At 52.8% G+C, this 17,091-nt stretch carries 15 protein-coding genes; 5 read left to right on the top strand and 10 right to left on the bottom strand.

Going from position 1 to position 17,091, the window contains the following annotated elements; translation table 11 throughout:
• The first annotated feature begins 5 nt into the window (after nt 1-5).
• Genes JIN87_RS16895 through JIN87_RS16885 form a run of 3 tightly spaced genes read left to right on the top strand, consistent with a single transcriptional unit; the run spans nt 6 to nt 4,359 of the window.
• Nucleotides 6-881, top strand: coding sequence for a PAS domain-containing response regulator (locus JIN87_RS16895; RefSeq protein ID WP_200356773.1), 876 nt, complete (start codon nt 6-8; stop codon nt 879-881).
• A complete protein-coding gene (locus tag JIN87_RS16890) occupies nt 881-3,118 on the top strand; it encodes a type I secretion system permease/ATPase (RefSeq protein ID WP_200356772.1) in 2,238 nt (745 codons plus the stop codon). Before JIN87_RS16895 ends, JIN87_RS16890 begins: the two co-directional genes overlap by 1 nt.
• On the top strand, nt 3,118-4,359 hold the full coding sequence (locus tag JIN87_RS16885) for an HlyD family type I secretion periplasmic adaptor subunit (RefSeq protein ID WP_200356771.1): 1,242 nt from the start codon (nt 3,118-3,120) through the stop codon (nt 4,357-4,359). Before JIN87_RS16890 ends, JIN87_RS16885 begins: the two co-directional genes overlap by 1 nt.
• A gap of 112 nt (nt 4,360-4,471) precedes the next feature.
• On the opposite strand, the gene JIN87_RS16880 is transcribed toward JIN87_RS16885, so the two are convergent.
• From JIN87_RS16880 to JIN87_RS16840, 9 genes are all read right to left on the bottom strand, one after another.
• Entirely contained in the window at nt 4,472-4,657 is a 186-nt protein-coding gene (locus JIN87_RS16880; RefSeq protein ID WP_200356770.1) for a hypothetical protein, read from the bottom strand.
• Nucleotides 4,658-4,748: 91 nt separating this feature from the next.
• A complete protein-coding gene (locus tag JIN87_RS16875) occupies nt 4,749-4,976 on the bottom strand; it encodes a hypothetical protein (RefSeq protein WP_200356769.1) in 228 nt (75 codons plus the stop codon).
• Between the two features lie 10 nt (nt 4,977-4,986).
• Nucleotides 4,987-5,583, bottom strand: a complete 597-nt coding sequence (locus JIN87_RS16870; RefSeq protein ID WP_200356768.1) for a cytochrome c oxidase subunit 3 — start codon at nt 5,581-5,583, stop codon at nt 4,987-4,989.
• 18 nt (nt 5,584-5,601) lie between these two features.
• Complete coding sequence (locus tag JIN87_RS16865) at nt 5,602-6,009, bottom strand: cytochrome C oxidase subunit IV family protein (protein ID WP_200356767.1); 408 nt, start codon at nt 6,007-6,009, stop codon at nt 5,602-5,604.
• A 30-nt stretch (nt 6,010-6,039) separates the two neighbouring features.
• Nucleotides 6,040-6,618: a cytochrome c oxidase subunit 3 gene (locus tag JIN87_RS16860; RefSeq protein WP_200356766.1), complete on the bottom strand. Its 579-nt coding sequence runs from the start codon at nt 6,616-6,618 to the stop codon at nt 6,040-6,042.
• A 27-nt stretch (nt 6,619-6,645) separates the two neighbouring features.
• Nucleotides 6,646-8,379, bottom strand: coding sequence for a cytochrome c oxidase subunit I (locus JIN87_RS16855; protein ID WP_200356765.1), 1,734 nt, complete (start codon nt 8,377-8,379; stop codon nt 6,646-6,648).
• Nucleotides 8,372-9,106 carry a cytochrome c oxidase subunit II gene (locus JIN87_RS16850; RefSeq protein ID WP_200356764.1) on the bottom strand — a complete coding sequence of 245 codons (735 nt, stop codon included), beginning with the start codon at nt 9,104-9,106 and terminating at the stop codon, nt 8,372-8,374. The genes JIN87_RS16855 and JIN87_RS16850 overlap by 8 nt, the downstream gene beginning before the upstream one ends.
• 41 nt (nt 9,107-9,147) lie before the next feature.
• Nucleotides 9,148-9,297 (bottom strand): hypothetical protein, encoded by a 150-nt coding sequence (locus JIN87_RS16845; protein WP_200356763.1) that lies wholly within the window; start codon nt 9,295-9,297, stop codon nt 9,148-9,150.
• Nucleotides 9,298-9,342: 45 nt separating this feature from the next.
• Nucleotides 9,343-9,996, bottom strand: a complete 654-nt coding sequence (locus JIN87_RS16840) for a c-type cytochrome (protein ID WP_200356762.1) — start codon at nt 9,994-9,996, stop codon at nt 9,343-9,345.
• A gap of 480 nt (nt 9,997-10,476) precedes the next feature.
• Between JIN87_RS16840 and JIN87_RS16835 the strand changes: the two genes are divergently transcribed.
• Both JIN87_RS16835 and JIN87_RS16830 read left to right on the top strand, forming a co-directional pair.
• Nucleotides 10,477-12,309 (top strand): response regulator, encoded by a 1,833-nt coding sequence (locus tag JIN87_RS16835; protein WP_200356761.1) that lies wholly within the window; start codon nt 10,477-10,479, stop codon nt 12,307-12,309.
• Between the two features lie 13 nt (nt 12,310-12,322).
• Nucleotides 12,323-15,688 (top strand): ATP-binding protein, encoded by a 3,366-nt coding sequence (locus tag JIN87_RS16830; protein WP_200356760.1) that lies wholly within the window; start codon nt 12,323-12,325, stop codon nt 15,686-15,688.
• A 5-nt stretch (nt 15,689-15,693) separates the two neighbouring features.
• Here the strand turns inward: JIN87_RS16830 and lepB are convergent, their stop codons facing one another.
• Nucleotides 15,694-17,022: a signal peptidase I gene (gene lepB, locus JIN87_RS16825; RefSeq protein WP_200356759.1), complete on the bottom strand. Its 1,329-nt coding sequence runs from the start codon at nt 17,020-17,022 to the stop codon at nt 15,694-15,696.
• Nucleotides 17,023-17,091: the final 69 nt, after the last annotated feature.

The following is a 17,091-nucleotide window of genomic DNA, read 5'->3' as shown; positions in this document are numbered from 1 at the left end:
GTCACATGAGTTCCACATCAAACAACAAGACTTCAAAAGGTAAGCTCAGAGTCCTCATCGTCGAAGACTCCAAGATTGAAGCGAAGTTCACCGCCAATCTTCTCAAGAAAAACGGATACGAAGTCACCAGCGAACGTGTCGAGACCCGCGACGACATGCAGGAGCAACTCGACAACCACGAGTGGGACATCGTCATCTCCGACTACCAGATGCCCGAGTTCGACGGCATGCAAGCGCTCGAGCTTTTCCAGACCTACGACCTGGACATCCCCTTCATTCTCGTCTCCGGCAAGATCGGCGAAGAAAGCGCCGTCGACCTCATGAAGATGGGAGCCAACGACTACATAATGAAGGGCAACACTGCCCGATTGCTCCCAGCCATCGAAACCCACCTCAAGGAAACGGCCAACCGCCGCGAGAAAATCCGCCTCGAAAGCAAGCTGCGCGAGAGCGAAGCGCAATACCGCGGATTCTTCGAAAACGCCGCCATCGGCATTTTCCGATGCGACGGAGAAAGCAACATTCTCGACGTGAACACCTTCCTAGCGGGAGCCCTCGGTTTCTCTTCACGCGAAGAATGCATCGAAGTATCCGAAAAGCTGACACCGGAAGTTTATGACAACGACACTCAGGAAGCCTACACCGTAGACCTCGCCGAGGAAGCGGCTCAAGGAGGACGCTTCGAGGCAATCTTCCATCGCAAAGACGGGACCGTCATGGAAGCCATCATAAACGTCTGGTCCATCGAGGACGAAAACACCGACGGCATTTTCCTAGAAGGCACCATCGAAGACGTAACCGAGCAGCGTGAGATGGAACGAAAACTCCGCGAAATGGAGCAACTTCACGAATCCCTCATCGACCTGACCAGCAACCTCTAATGATCTCCGACAAGAAAAACAGCCGGCTCGCGCCAGCGATTCGCAAGACTCCCCCCAAGTCTCGCCTGGCAAAGCCTGAGCCTAAAGCAGAGGCGAAGACTCGTCCTGCCGAGGAGCCGCCAGTCTTTGACGATCAGCTTCTGGATTGCCTCATTCTCATCGGCAAGCTTCACGATCGCCAACTCTCCGGCGACGTCCTCACCTCCGGGCTTCCCCTCGTCGACAATCGCCTCACCCCGCGCCTTTTCGTTCGCGCCGCGAACAACGCAAACTTTTCCGCCCGCATCGTAAAACGATCCCTCGCCTCCATTCCCGAGCTCGTTTTCCCCTGCGTACTTCTTTTAAAGGACAATCGAGCAGCCGTACTCACCGGTCGCTCCGGCCACGACTATTCAGTCATTCTTCCAGAAACGGGATCCGGTCAGGTTTCCCTCAGTCAAGAGAAGTTGGAATCTGAATACATCGGAAGCTGTATCTTCCTCAAACCGGAATTCGCTTTCGGTTCCCGTGCCGATGATTCCACGAGTACAGTCTCATCCAAAAACTGGTTCTGGGGTACTCTTTGGAAATACCGCCGCGTCTACCGCAATGTACTGATCGCAGCCGTATTCATCAACCTCTTCGCCGTCGCTGGCTCGATGTTCGTTATGAACGTCTACGACCGCGTCATTCCGAACAACGCCATCGACACCCTCTGGGTACTGGCCATCGGCGTCACTCTCGTCTACGCCTTCGACTTCCTGCTCAAAACCTTGCGCAGCGCCCTCATCGACAAGGCAGGGAAAAACGCGGACGTCCTACTCTCCAGCTTCATCTTCCAGCGAGTCCTCGGCATCAAGATGCAGCATAAGCCAGCTTCCGCCGGAAGCTTCGCCAACCAAGTCAAAGGGTACGAAAGCCTTCGCGAGTTCTTCACTTCCGCAACTTTGGCGACCCTCGTCGATCTCCCCTTCGTATTGCTCTTCATCGGGTTCATGTATTTCATCGCCGGATGGGTCGCCTTCATTCCGCTCGCAGGAATCTTGGCAGTGCTAGCCATCGGCGCCGCACTGCATATCCCTCTCAAGCGTGCGGCTGAATCGTCACAAGGCGCCGCAGCTCAAAAGCACGCGTTGCTTGTCGAAGCGATCGGAGGCTTCGAAGCCATTCGCGGACTCTCTGCCGCTGGCATCTTCCAGCGCCGAATGGAGAGTTTCCTCGGCAACTCCGCGAAGAGTGAAGTCGCATCCCGCCGAATCTCTGCGGCAGCCACGAACTTCACCATCTTCGTAACGCAAATGGTTTCCGTTTGTATCGTCGTCGCATCCGTATTTCGGATACGCGAAGGAGAGATGAGCATGGGAGCATTGATCGGCTGTACTATTCTAGCAGGCCGAGCAATGGGGCCGATCGGTCAGGTCGCTTCGTTGCTCTCTCGCCTACAGCAATCGCTACTCTCGCTTAAGGGCCTCAACGAAATCGTAGAGCTTCCGCAAGAACGTGAAGAGAACCGGAACTACGTTCGCAAAAACGACTTCCGCCCAAGCATCGAATTCAAGGAAGTTACCTTTTCCTATTCGGAGGATACTGAGCCCGCCGTACGCAATGCCAGTTTTACGATAGAGCCCGGCGAGAAGGTCGCGATTCTCGGACGCGTTGGTTCAGGGAAGAGCACCCTGCTCCGCCTTATACTCGGTTTCTATCAGCCCACCTCTGGAATGATTTTGGTCAACGGCACTGATATCCGCCAGCTCGACCCGGCCGAACTGCGCCGTCGCCTTGGATACATTGCTCAGGACAACAATCTCTTTTTCGGATCTCTCAAAGAAAACATCATGATGGGCGCCCCTTGGGCAGAAGAGGAAGACTTGCTCAAAGCCTCCAAGCTCTCCGGCGTAGAGCGTTACGCATCCGTTCACCCAATGGGCTACGACCTGCAAATCGGCGAGCGCGGAGAACGCCTCTCCGGCGGACAACGCCAAGCGATCAACATCGCCCGGGCCCTCATCGCCAAGCCGCCCGTTCTGGTCATGGACGAACCGACGAGCGCCATGGACGCGAACGCCGAACGCGAGTTCATCTCAAGCATGGACACATACGGAAACGAAGGCGATCGCACCCTAATCCTCTCAACCCACAAGCCATCCATGCTCAAACTAGCCGATCGCATCATCGTTATGGACCAAGGCAAAATCGCCGCCAATGGACCAAAGGCAGAAGTAATGAGACAACTTTCAGGTGGAGCCGGAAGAAACTAATGTCTGAGCAAAGCAACAAACCAACACCCGCCCCCAAACAGGACGTGAAACCTCAAAAGAGCGATCTCGATTTCGTCGCCGACACCAAGGCTGCGTTCCTCGAAAACCGCAGCCCCTACGCTAGCATTTTGCTTTTCGTAATCGTTGGGATCATCTCCGCGTTCACCTTCTGGGCCAGCAAGTCCTCGATCGACGAGGTCACTCGCGGGCAGGGGAAAGTGGTACCCAGCTCCTACCTACAAGTCGTGCAAAGCCTTGAAGGCGGCATCCTGTCCGAGTTGAAAGTAGCTGAAGGCGACATCGTTGAAAAGGGCCAGAGTCTGCTCAAGATCGACAGTACCGCCTTCACCGCAGCCATGAGTGAAAGCTCCGCTCAACGCGACAACCTCATGGCAAGCATCGCTCGCCTGGAAGCGGAAGCGGCCGCTCAAGAGACAATTGAGTTCCCTCAACACATCGCCGAACACCGTCAAGACCTCGTCCAGAGCGAAAGCAAGCTCTTCCAAAGCAGACGGGAAAATCTGAAAAGTTCGGTCGAGCACCTGACGAAGAGCCTCGAGTTCAAGCGAAAAGAGCTGGACATGACCCGTCCCCTCGCCGCTAAAGGAATCGTCTCCCAAGTGGAGCTACTACGATTGGAATCCGTCGTAAACGACACTGAAAGCGAACTCGCTCGTATCCAATCCGAGTATACCAAGGAAGTCCTCACCAGCCGCAACGACGCCAAAGGAAAACTCGAGCAGGTCCTGCAAAACATCATCGCCTTCGAAGACAAGATTCGCCGCACCAATATCCAATCTCCCGTCACAGGCACCATCAACAAGGTGAACTTCAAAACGCTAGGAGGAGTCATCCGCTCGGGAGAACCGATCATCGAGATCGTACCCAACGAGAGCGACCTGATTGTTGAGGCAAACGTTGCCCCTAAGGACATCGGGTTCATCCACCCAGGCCAAGAAGCGACCGTAAAGCTGACAGCCTACGATTTCTCGATCTATGGCGGGCTTAAGGGAGTCGTAGAACACATAAGCGCCGACACACTAACCGACGAACGGGGTGACAGCTTCTACACAATTCGCGTCCGAACCAGCGAGCGGACCCTTTCGACCTCGGAACAAAGTCTAAAGATCATCCCGGGCATGCAGGTTGAGGTCGATATCCTTACCGGCGAAAAGACGATCCTCGACTACATCTTCAAGCCTCTCCTTCGAGCCAAGATGAACGCCCTCACCGAGCGCTAATCGGGACAGTCAGACTCTATCAAAAATTTTAAGGCCGCGGATAAAACCGCGGCCTTTTAACTACAAACCTAACCTAATTCTACTCAAATTGCTCTTGGCGATCTAAACCGCCTCACTCACTTCCCACTTCTTCGTAAGTGGTGCCTAAATCGGAAACCTCCTCGATCGGACTTCCATTCAACACGCTGTAAGCGAACGCCCAAACGGCGACGAGACAAGTGCCCAATACCTTGATCACAAAGCTCTTGCTGCTCTGCGCATTCGAAAATTCTAAGGTCTCTGTAGTGTCGGATTTCATCCCTCTTTATTTTCGTGAAATAATGAGCTCTTTTTCTTCTTAATGCAACATTAGAATGATGAATAACTCTAATTCACAAAAATCAGATTCGCTAATCCTTCTGGATCTTGCGGTTCTTCTTGAAGATATAGTAAACGACGCCGCCGATCATGATTAGCGGCAAGAAGCTAAGAATCGCCGTTGTCGCATAGTAAGCGGTACGAGCCTCCTCTTTACCAACCACGCAAACCGAACAGGCTTGGCTGACACTCACGAGTGAAAGCGCGGCAATCAAAAAGAAAGCCAACCGAACAGATGAACTTGAACGCGATATCTTCATCTTCCGAATCCTAGTCGAGATAAACCAGATAGTAGAGCACAGGCCAAACGCCGACTACGAAGTACCAGAAGGTCTGCCCTGCCCTAAAACTCTGCAATCGAAGCGTTCCCTTGCGGAATTTCCAAAACAAACGCCCCTGAGCAATCAAAGATCCGACCGCATGAATCGCATGGGCGCCAATTATGAGGTAGAAAAAGGCGCCGTAGTTTCCAGATTGCATGGTCAAACCGTCACTGAGGATGCGAGCCCACTCGAAACCTTGGAAGACGACGAAAAACGTTCCTAGGCCCAAGGTCACGAGAAAGAGCATCTTGCTCTTCGAGCTAAATCCTTCGCGATCAAAGGCACGCCCCGTGAGGTACATCGTCACTCCGCTCAAAAGCAGAATAGCAGTGTTGAAAGCAGTCGCTTCAACCGGAAGCCGCGGTTGCCCGACCGGAGGCCACTCGACCGCATTGGCCTTGGAGATCATGAATGCGCTGATCAATCCAAGAAAGAACATCACCTCCGCCATAATGAAGATGATGACTCCCAATACGCTATTGGAGAAGATCGGTTCCTTGCTGGAACCGCCCTCTGCTGACAATCCTGCCTCCGCGTACCTCATTTTAGAAAAGCGCCGGACCTAGTGGTCGTGGCCGCTGTGATCGTCGTGTGAATGATCACCGTGGTCGTCATGGTGATCAAAGCCCTTGTCTTCAGGGAGAACGATTGGAGTTTTCTCCCAGTTGTGACCTTCTGACTTCATAGCGTCCGTCGCTGTGCCAAAGAAGAACACGAACAATAGAGCGACCATCGACAGAAGAATGTACGGGGCGTAAATCTTCTCGAACTTCAAATGCATGAAGTATGCGAGAACGTAGTACGCTTTAACCAAAGCGATACCAAAAGCGGTGATCAATACGAGTATGAGGCGAGTAGCCCCTTCTAGCTTCATAATGTCTGCGATCTCAGGTCCAGCGACGCTGATCACGAAGAGCACTAGCAGCATGATGTAGATCTTAAGGTAACTTGGATGACTATGTGATGCCATTTCTGAAATTATTCCGTATTCGGGTTTAAACTACTTAGCGATGTAGAGGAGCGGGAAGAGGAAGATCCAAACGATGTCTACAAAGTGCCAGTAGAGACCGATGTTTTCCACTCGATGCCAGTTACGCTCCTTCTTGATGTCGTTTTCCGCGATGATCGCCATAATGACCATACCGCATAGAACGTGGAAACCGTGAAGTCCGGTCGCCGTGTAGTAGAAGCTCCAGAAGTTACTCGTGAAGAGAGTAAAGCCGTGCGAAATTTCAGTCGCATACTCATAGCTCTTGAAGCCCATGAACATGCCACCTAGCCCAATTGTGTACCACAGGTACTTACGCGCAGTCTTCGCGTCACGCTTTTCAGCAGCAGAGTGCGCGAGCACTACGAAGTAACTAGAAGTGAGCAGCCAGAAGGTATTCGCGCCGCCGATGAAAGTATTGGTGTAAGCAGCCGACTCCGCCCAAGAACCGTGCAAGAAACGGTTGAGCAAATATGTCGCGATCAAGCCGCCGAAAATTACGATTTCAGAAGCGATAACCCACCAAACCGCGAGACGGCCAGTTGGGATGCCAGTAGCGCTACGGCCCGTTGCAATGATTTTATGACCCATTGTATCTAGAGATTGGTTACGTTGCTATTACTTGGATGTTTCTGACGGACCTGGATCAGGCTCGTTCTGAGGCCAGTAGTCTTCCTCACGTCCTTCAACTGAGAACTCGTAAGGACCACGGTAAACTTGCGGGAGGTCATCACCGAAGTTGCCATGTGGAGGTGGAGATGGAGCAACCCACTCTAGCGTGTTCGCGTTCCATGGATTTGGTCCCGCCTTCTGACCACGCTTCAAGCTAACGATAAAGTTAACGAAGAATGGGATTTGGAAGAGGATCAAAACGATGAGCGAGCCAGTCGCGAAAACGCGAAGGTCTTGGAAATTCTCAGTGTAGAGGTCCGGATACGCCGTGTAACCAGCGATACGTCGGTGCTGCCCTGCTGCGCCCAAAATGAAGAGCGGAAGGAAGATCCCGTTGAATGGGATGATCGTACCCCAGAAGTGAATCTTACCCCAGAACTCGTTGAGCTTGCGGCCGAACATCTTCGGGAACCAGTAGTAGAGGGCTGAGAATGTACCAATGATCGCGATCGGTACGAAAGTGTAGTGGAAGTGAGCCAATACAAAGTACGTATCGTGCAAATAGATGTCCGTGCCACTCGAGCCGAGCCAGATACCAGTCACACCACCGATGAGGAATTCAGCGATGAATGACAAAGCGAAAAGCATCGCGGTCGTGAAGCGGATCGAACCGCCCCAGAGTGTACCGATCATGGCGAAGAGCATGAGAGCGACCGGAATCGAGATCAGAAGTGTCGTCGTGGTGAAAAGGTAAGTTGCACGTGGATCTACACCAGAGATGAACTGGTGGTGAGCCCAAACGAAGAAACTGAGGATACCCAAGCCAACTGAGCTGTATAGGATCATCTTGTAGCCGAAGAGCTTCTTACGAGCGAAGGTACAGATGATCTCGATCACAACACCCATCGCTGGGAGGAGTACCACGTATACTTCAGGGTGACCGAAGAACCAGAACAGGTGCTGCCAGAGAACTGGATCGCCCCCTGCTGCCGGGTCGAAGAATCCAGTCCCTAAGGTCTGGTCGAAAAGCAGCATCACAGCACCAGCAACGAGTGGTCCAACTGAAGCCATGAAGAGGATGGAAGCGATAACGATCATCCAAACAACCATTGGGATGTCGTAGAGCTTCATGCCCTTAGCACGGGCGTTCATTACTGTGGTGATGAAGTTGATACCACCCAAAAGGAACGCTACAATTTCCAGCGTCACCGCTATCAGCCACATAGGCGCCCCGAACGGCGTTCCATTGTATTCAGCCTCCGACGACAGTGGAGGATAAGCGGTCCACGCACCTCCGAAACCGCCCTGAGGGACGAAGAAGGAAGCGATCAGCACAATCGCGCTGATAAGGAAGATCTGATAAGAGAGACGGTTGATCCTCGGAAAGACCATATCGTCACATCCGATCATGAGAGGGATCAGGAAGTTACCCAAAGCAGCGATGAGAACTGGCATCGCTACCCAGAAAATCATGATAGTACCGTGGTTGGTGACCAGAGAGTTATAAGCCGCTGGCGAAACGATTCCGAAGAAAGGAACTTCAGAACCTGGAAATGCCAGGTGCATGCGGAAAACATAGGAGAAGAATCCTCCGATGAGTCCCATCGCCATACCTGTGAACAGGTATTGGAAACCGATAATTTTATGGTCGGTGGAGAAGATGTACTTGCTCCAGAAAGACTCGGAATGACCGTGATCGTCGTGATGATCAACGGCGGTTGCAGTTGCAGTATCAGCCATTGTTAGAGGCCTCCTTCAGTTCAGATTCGTCGTTGTTAGCGTAGGCAGTGTTCGCCGCATCAGCAGGCGTGTTGGCAGCGATCCAAGCATCATATTCGTCTGCAGGAAGGATCTTAACGCGTGCCGGCATGAAACCGTGTCCATAACCGCACATTTCCGCACACTGGATATCCCATTCCCCTTCGAGGATCGGCTTGAAGTGACCGTAAATGTTACGGCCGGGGATAGAGTCCTGCTTCAAACGGAAAACCGGAATCGAGAAACTGTGCATCACGTCGAGCGCTTGCAGCTCGTACTTGTACTGCGTGTCCTTTTTAAGAACGAGCTCATTGATCGTCACGATATCGTCGTCCGTATCGAGAATGCCGTCCGCACCAGCGTGTTCAAACGTCCAAGCCCATTGCTGGGAGATGACGCGAACCTCTTCATCGAACTCAGGCATATCGATCTTAACCTCATGCCACACCTTGAAGGTGTAGATGAGAATAACCAGGTCGCAAACGAGGATCAGATAGTGCGGAATTTCCACCGCCATCTTCTCCTTGTGCTTCTCGCCCGTGACGTATTGGGCTTTTTGCCCCGCTTTGGCGCGAAAACGGAAAACGACGTAGAAGAAGAACGCCATGGTCAGCAAAAACCAAAACATGACCAGATACGTGATCAGGTCGAAGAGATGGTCGATGCTTCCAGCGAACGATGAGGCCCTTGGAAGGAAGTACTCTAGCATGTGAGGATTAGGTTAAGCAGTACGCAAAGCTGTCAGGCAAGCTACGCGACCAGATGGAAGAAATACCAGATTGCGAGGATCGTGCCGGAGAACAAAACCGTTCCCCAAAGCGTGAATTTGAAGAGCCGACGCGTAATCGCATACGCGTACTGCTCTTGTTCCGGATCTGGAGGTGTGTTCTCTTCGCTCATTCTGTCAGGTCTTGAGGGTGGAAAGGAGGAGGATAAGGCGGCGCGCTACTTGTTCAGCGTCTGGATGTAGGCAACAACATCCTTAACCGCTTGATCGTTCGCCAAAGTCATAGCCATCGGACGCATCTGGGAACCGGTGATGTCGGCTGGGTTGCCACCGCGGATGCCATCCTTGAACTTCTTTAGCTGCGCCACGTGATACCAGTCGTGCTGGCCAAGAAGAGAAGGAGCGTTGAGCAGATCGTTACCCTTGCCGTCCGCGCCATGGCAGGCTTGGCACGTCATGTAGAGAGCCTTGCCAGTTTCCGGGTTGCCGCCTTCGATCGTGTCCGGGTGAGTTTTCGCAGGAAGCGAAGCCACGTACTTGGAGACAGCTGCGATATCCGCTTCGGACGTCAGCAACATCGACATCGGACGCATCTGCAGACCGGTAGCGTCGCGTGGATCTCCACCGCGATGACCTTCCTTGAACTTCTTGATCTGCTCGCCAACGTACTTTTCTGAAAGTCCAGCGATCGCCGGAGCGTTGAGAAGCTTGTTGCCGGAGCCATCAGCTTGGTGGCAAGCCACACAATTGACGTAGAGCTGCTTGCCCTTCTCGTCGTTAGCGCTCGAGGTAGCGGCAACCAAAGACGCTAAAAATCCGACCATTGCGAGTCGGAGTCCAGACTTAGTGAGAGACGATCGATTCGATTTCATGTTAGAGTAAAGACGCTCCTCGACAGTGGGATCGAGGCAACGTCAAATCAGAGCTATGTTGTTATTATTCCGGGTTCGTCTTGGTGCAAAAATCTAGGATACGGAAAACAGGCATCCCAGCATCGCATAATCGCCGCCAGAAAACCGGCTAATACCCTTTTTGGCTTCCCTATTGTCAAGGCAAAAGGCCTTGAGATCGAAAGAGATAATCCACCTTCGATTCACAGCGATTCCAGCCTTGGTTCAAGCCCTATTAGGCATAATTGCCAAGCCCCGGCGCGATGCCAATCCAGCTAATAGCGGACCTAGAGTAAAACTTATTTCAAAAGGCCCCTGAACCGCCTTCCAGGCTTACAATTGACGACATCACGCCGAAGATGAAGCGAAGGATTCCTAGACGCCGCACCACAGCGTCTCCCATTCACTGACCCAGACCATTCCCATGCTTCGTCCTACACTCGACCAGCATCCCCATAGAAGATGATCGAGCCGCACCCCAACGCGCCACGACGGCGCATCCTCGTGATCGATGATACCGAGTCGATCCACTCAGACTTCGAGAAAGTCCTCTCCCCTACTTCCTCCAGCAAGAGCGAACGCGCTCTAGAAGAACTGGACCGTCTCATGTTCGACGACGAGCGGAGCTCCGAAGCTGAAACCGAGCTTCAGTTCAGCTTTGAAATCGACCACGCCTATCAAGGCGAAGAAGGCTACCAAAAGATCAAAGACGCCTGCCAAACCGACAGCCCCTACACCGTCGCGTTTGTCGACATGCGTATGCCACCAGGCTGGGACGGCCTCAAAACCGTAGAAGAAGTCTTCAAAGTCGACCCCAACATCCAGCTCGTCATCTGCAGCGCTTACAGCGACTACTCCTGGCGCCAGATCATCGAACGCGTCGGACATACCGATCGCCTGCTAATCCTCAAAAAACCCTTCGATCAGGCAGAAGTCTATCAGCTCGCAGTCGCCCTGAGCGAAAAGTGGCTCGCCGAGAAACGCACCCGCGACCTCCTCGACGATCTCGAGCGCAAAGTCGAAACGCGTACTACCCAGATTACCGAAGCCAATCAAACGCTCAACAAACTCAACACCGAGCTACAGATCGCAGTCGAGGAAGCCCGATCAGCCGAAAGAGCCAAAGGACGTTTCCTTGCGACCATGAGTCACGAGATTCGCACCACGCTCAACGGCATCATCGGAGCATCCCATATGCTCAACCACTCCCCGAGCTTGCCCGACTCGGATCGCGAATTCGCCAACATCATCCAAACCAGCGGCGACGCGTTGATGATCATCATCAACGACATCCTCGATTACTCGAAATACGAAAGCGGCCAACTTGAGCTAGAACGGACCCCCTTCTCGCTGAAAGACCTCGCTAGAGAGTGCACCAACCTCATGGATACTGCACTCACCAAACACAACGTCACCCTGAACCTGGAACAAGAGGAAACCCTGCCCGAACTCGTGGTCGGAGATCCCGCCCGCATCCGCCAGGTCGTTCTAAACCTCCTGAACAACGCTTTCAAATTCGGTCGTGACGGTGTGGTGACCCTTTCACTGCGAACCGAACAGAGAAAAGACGACAGCGTCGTGCTGAACATCGAAATCCGGGACGAAGGCATCGGGATGAGCCCTTCCACCATCGAACGCCTCTTCTCCGCTTTCATGCAAGCAGACTCCTCGACCACCCGCGAATACGGAGGCACAGGGCTCGGCTTGGCAATTTGCAAACTGCTCGCCGACGCCATGAACGCGCGGATCGACGTCACCAGCGAACTCGGCAAAGGCTCTTCCTTCATCTTCGTGCTCGAACTCCCGCTCCCAACCGACAACGCCAAGCCCGTCGAGATCGAGAAAACCAAAACCGAAAAGGAGGAAACCGATAGCGTCCAAAAAGCGGTCCATCAGGACTTCGGCTCCAAACGCATCCTCCTCGTCGACGACAACGCCATCAACCGAAAGCTCGGCAAACGCTTCCTCAAGCAAATGAAGTTCGAAGTCGAGCTCGCCGAAAACGGTCTAGAAGCTTACGAGAAGGCCACCACTGAAGATTTCGACCTGGTCCTCATGGATCTGCAAATGCCCGAACTCGACGGCATTGCCGCCACCCGGAAGATACGTGAGAGCGATTCCCCTAGAAGCGATGTTCCCATCGTCGCCCTGACGGCCAACGCATTCGCAGAAGTCAAAGAGCAATGCAAAGACGCAGGCATGCAGGACTTCATAACCAAGCCTCTCCGCGTTAACGCGCTGAGCGAGGTACTGGAACGCTGGATACCGACATCAGAAGGAACCCAATCCCCATAGCCCTAGCAGTGCGATGAAGCTGATCCCACTGGTCACTGTATCGATAGCGCTTTTCGCGTCCCATATTTCGGCTGCGCCATCCAGCCAGCCCCTGAATGCCCCCCTCAACCTAGCCGGCATCCTTCCCTACGAAATCTTCGACGAGAAGGACATCGGGGGCTCATCACAAGGCAACTTCATAACAAGCGCTCCAGATGGCCGCCTCTTCTACTGCAACGAAGCCGGCGTGCACATATACGACGGATCCTCGTGGAACATCATATACCAGACCTCGAACACCAGAAACTCGATTCGCAGTCTAATTTGGACTGAATCTGGCCTGTACGCGGCAAGCCAAGGCAATTTCGGAAGATTCGAGGGATCGATCGAACATGGCGTCGTCTTCACTCCGATCGAAGCCGAGAGCCTACAAACCGTCGAGAACGAGTTTTTCGCGACCGCCCACAACATTGGGGACGAACTCTTCTTCATCGGAGAGCAAAGCGTAATCCAGCACAACCTCGCTAACGCAAAAACCAGAGTCCACAAACTGGATACCTGGACAAAAGGATCGATCGTCAAAAACAACAGCCTGTTCGTAGCGACCGAAGACGAAGGCCTCCTCAAGTTCAAGAATGGCGACTTTACCGTTGTCCCCTCCTTCACTGGGTTCACTGGCAGGGACGTCATCGTAAAGTTCTCACACTCTCCTCACGTAGGAATAGTCTTCCTCACCCAAAGCGGCAAAATCTACAAAACCGAGCCCTTCGCGCCACTTTCGTCGTATTCCCCATTCAATTACAACCCCGCGGAAGACCCAACCGACATTTGCCAACTAAAGGACGGTCTCATTGCCCTTTCAATATCAGGAAAAGGAATCGATATAATCGACCAACACGGAAAGCTGCGTCACACCCTGCACAAGCCAATCGATTATCGCTGGGCCGGAGCAGGCCAGCTTCACTCTGATCGCTACGGAACACTCTGGACCCTAACCGATAACTCGATCGCCAAGATCCTTATCGACAGCGCTCTCACCTCTATCGACCAACGCATCCGCCCCAACCTCTTCTACCCAACTATAAAAGAAGCGAATGGCATCCCCTACCTAAACAACCAAAGCACCGTCCTCGAGCCACGCTTCAACACCAACGGGGAACTCGAAACCTTTGAAAGCATCCTAACGGGAGAAGAGCTCTCCTCCTCGGCAATCCTTCCAACGAACGACGGGCTCTACCTTTTCGCAGACGAAGGCATATTTCTCCACACCCGAAAAGGCCTCAAAAAGCTCAGCACCATCACAGGCATCGAACGAGCCCACCCCTTCCATTCAGACCCAAGCAAGATCTTAGCGATCTCCCCCAAGCAGGTAATGGTTCTCCAAAGAAGAGGGAACAAGCTAGTACAACTCGCCGCATCTCCAGCCCGCTCCGACTTCGTGAACCGAATCGCATGCACTTCCTCAGATCATTTCTGGATCGAATACGGCATGGGGAAACTACAGAAAATCCAATACAAGAACGGCGAACTTCAAATAACTCTATACGACGAATCAAAAGGGCTACCCACCGATTGGATCACGGTTTGGCAACATGGGGACGATGTCTTGTTCGCCGAACGCACTGGCATCTATCAATACGACCCCAACTCGGATAGCTTCGAAAGATCAAACATCCTAGACTCATACTTCCCACGAGAAACCGGCCCGTACCATAGAGTGAGAACCGACCCATCCGGAAACATCTGGGTCTCGTACGATAATTTTAACTACATCCTCTGGAAACAAGACGACGGAACCTACACAAAAGACGCCGAGTCGCTCGCACCACTCGACGAACTATTCATAAACCATTTTTCATTCCTTTCCAACGGCGACGCCATCCTGCTAACAGCCTATCAAATGTTTCACGTCAGGTTGGAAAAACTCGATCGCAAGTTTCAATCAACGCCCCCTCCCCCCATCCTCACCAGAACGACAAATATAGACGGGACCCGAAGCTTCTACACCAATCTCGGTTCTACTGAAGAAACTCCAATCTTCGACTTCAGCTCAAACATTCGAAACCTCGTTTTCGAGTTCAGCAACCCAAGATCCGCCACGCTCAAGCAACCTAGATTCTCCTTTTTCCTGGAAGGACTATCGGAAGAGTGGTCGAAGTGGAGCGTATCGAACCAGTTCACTTTCCCTCGCCTTGCTCACGGCGACTACCAACTCAAAGTCAAAACGCGTTCCGGAGGATCCAAACAAGAGACGGAAATCACGATCCCCTTCCACATCGAGCCCAAAGCCACAGCGACCCCACTTGCCTACCTCCTCTACCTCTTCATAGCGGGCGGCGTAGTGCATTTTGGATACTATCGCTTCACAAAACGCCTCCACGATCGCAACGCCAAACTCGAGTCAATGGTGACCGAGCGAACCAAGACGATCGAAAGCAAAAACCAGGAGCTTGAACAAAACACACTCGACCTAACACAAGCGCTTGAAGAGCTTCGCAACGCGCAGGACACCATCATCTCAACCTCTCGCAAAGCGGGCATGGCGGAGGTCGCGACCAATGTACTACACAACGTCGGAAACGTCCTCAACAGCATCAACGTCGGAATCCTTACCCTCTCAGAACGCCTCGAACTCGAACGCGTCACCAAACTCTCCCGCGTCTCGGACCTCATCAACGACAACAAGGAAAACCTCCCAGAATTCCTGACCGACGATCCCAAAGGCAAAGCGATCCCCGCCTACCTGACCCAACTCTCGAATGTACTGCTAGACGACTTCTCCCACTACCAAGTCGAAGTCGATTGCATCCACGAGAACATCGAGCACATCAAAAAGATCATCGCGACTCAACAGACACACGCCAAAACCGTTGAAGTCCTGCAGACAGTAAACCTTCCGGAATTGATCGAGTCCGCGATCGACCTGATCATCGGAGACCTCGAACACTCCCTCTACGAGATAAACACCGACTTCGAGTCCAACTTAGAAATCGTCTCCGACAAGCACAGTATCCTGCAAATGGTGACAAATTTCATAAAGAACGCGAAAGAGTCTATCCAGGAGCAACAAACTCCGCTCGGCCTTATCAGCGTATCAGCGAAAACCGACGAAGACCCTAACTTCGTCCGTATTCAGATTTCAGACAACGGAGTCGGCATATCGGAATCCAACCTCCGCAAGATCTTCACTCACGGATTTACCACCAAAAAGGACGGACACGGATTCGGCATGCACAGTTGCGCGAACGCGGCGAAAGTCCTAGGTGGCAGTCTCCAAATCCACAGCGAAGGAGTTGGTAAAGGAGCGACAGTGACCGTCACGCTTCCCGTATCTCCCAAAAACAAGAAGACTTCACGCACCAGCAGCGGCACCAAAGCCACCCCCATCCCCCTCGCGTAAAACAGCTACTTCGCTAGACCAAAACGCTTGGTAAACGGATAGTAGATCATGATGGGGCGGCCAACGACCGCCTCCTCCGGCACATAGCCCCACATGCGGCCGTCTTCGCTATTGTCGCTATTGTCGCCCAAGGCGAGAAACTGCCCCTCGGGAACAGTGTTTTCGCGAGTCAGGTCGACCGACAGACGACTCTTCCCTTTCATCGTCAAATACCCATCGTAGCCATCAACGCCCTGGGCATTCTTCTCAAAGGCGATCGAACCTTTAGCCGGCTCGCCATTTACGATCATAGCTTGACCGTCGATTCGCACTTTATCGCCCGGCGTCCCCACCAATCGCTTGATGTAGAACTTGTCCTCTCGGATACCAGGAATCGAATCCGTTTTAAACACAAAGCCGTCACCAACCTTTGGAGACACGAAATGATAAGACATGCGATCGACGAAAAGCTGATCACCCGTCATCAGATCAAAGCTCAGCAAGGTCTCCCCTTCCTCCACCTTTCGACCAGTACGCAACAAGTACAGCTTCACATTTACATTTCGCCCGGTTCGCGGGTCGTAGACCGTCTCCGTCACCTGACCAGCAAACGCATCCGGACCAAGCCCATTCATACTCGCCACACGATCAAAAGGAGTAGCAGTACCCGCCTTCTTCATCGGCTCGAGCACCTGCCTCTCCAAATTGAAGTCTGCCGGGTACTTGAAAGAGACACGCTCGTCGCCCACATAAAAACTATGCTCGATCCCCGGAGCATTGATTAGAAAGTAGCGCTTCACGTTGGCTGGACGGCGAAACACCTGATAGCCACTGCCGCTACGCTGCATCGGTATCAGCAACTCTCCACTGGCAGGAGCCTTCACGTCATAGTGCTTAGCCCCGAAGCTGACGAAGCGAAACGCCTTGGCGATCGCGCCAGGCTTATCCTCGTCCTCGTGATACACCTCGCCCGTCATTCCAAAGTAGCTCGGCCACATAGAATTGGTAGGGATCTTGAACGGCTTGATGAAAAAGGTGGTAAACCCGACGTAGATAATCAGAGCCGCAAAAAAGAACTCCACGTTCTCCGCCATCGAAGTGCGTGGGTAGTAGTTGCCCCCCACCTGCTCCATATGGTCCTTCAAAGCCTCGATGGAAGAACGCAAGCGATTGTCAGACGAATCCGACTTGTCCTTCATCCCGACCTTAACCTCCTCGCTCAAACGCACGAGCGTGGACAGCTCCGTCTCGCTCAACAAATCCTTGCGGAAATGATAGACCTTACCGGCATGGTAGAGCCAGTTTTTCGCAGTTTCCCGCAACTTGGTGGATTCGTTTTTGAGGAAGGAAAACATAGAAATTACGCTAGGGAAGCCCGACACTGGCTAGCGAATATCGATCCCGCGAGCGAAAAATCCGAGCAA

It is taken from the genome of Pelagicoccus mobilis, assembly GCF_016595505.1.
GTDB lineage: Bacteria > Verrucomicrobiota > Verrucomicrobiia > Opitutales > Opitutaceae > Pelagicoccus > Pelagicoccus mobilis.
This window is presented reverse-complemented; position numbering and strand designations above follow the sequence as displayed.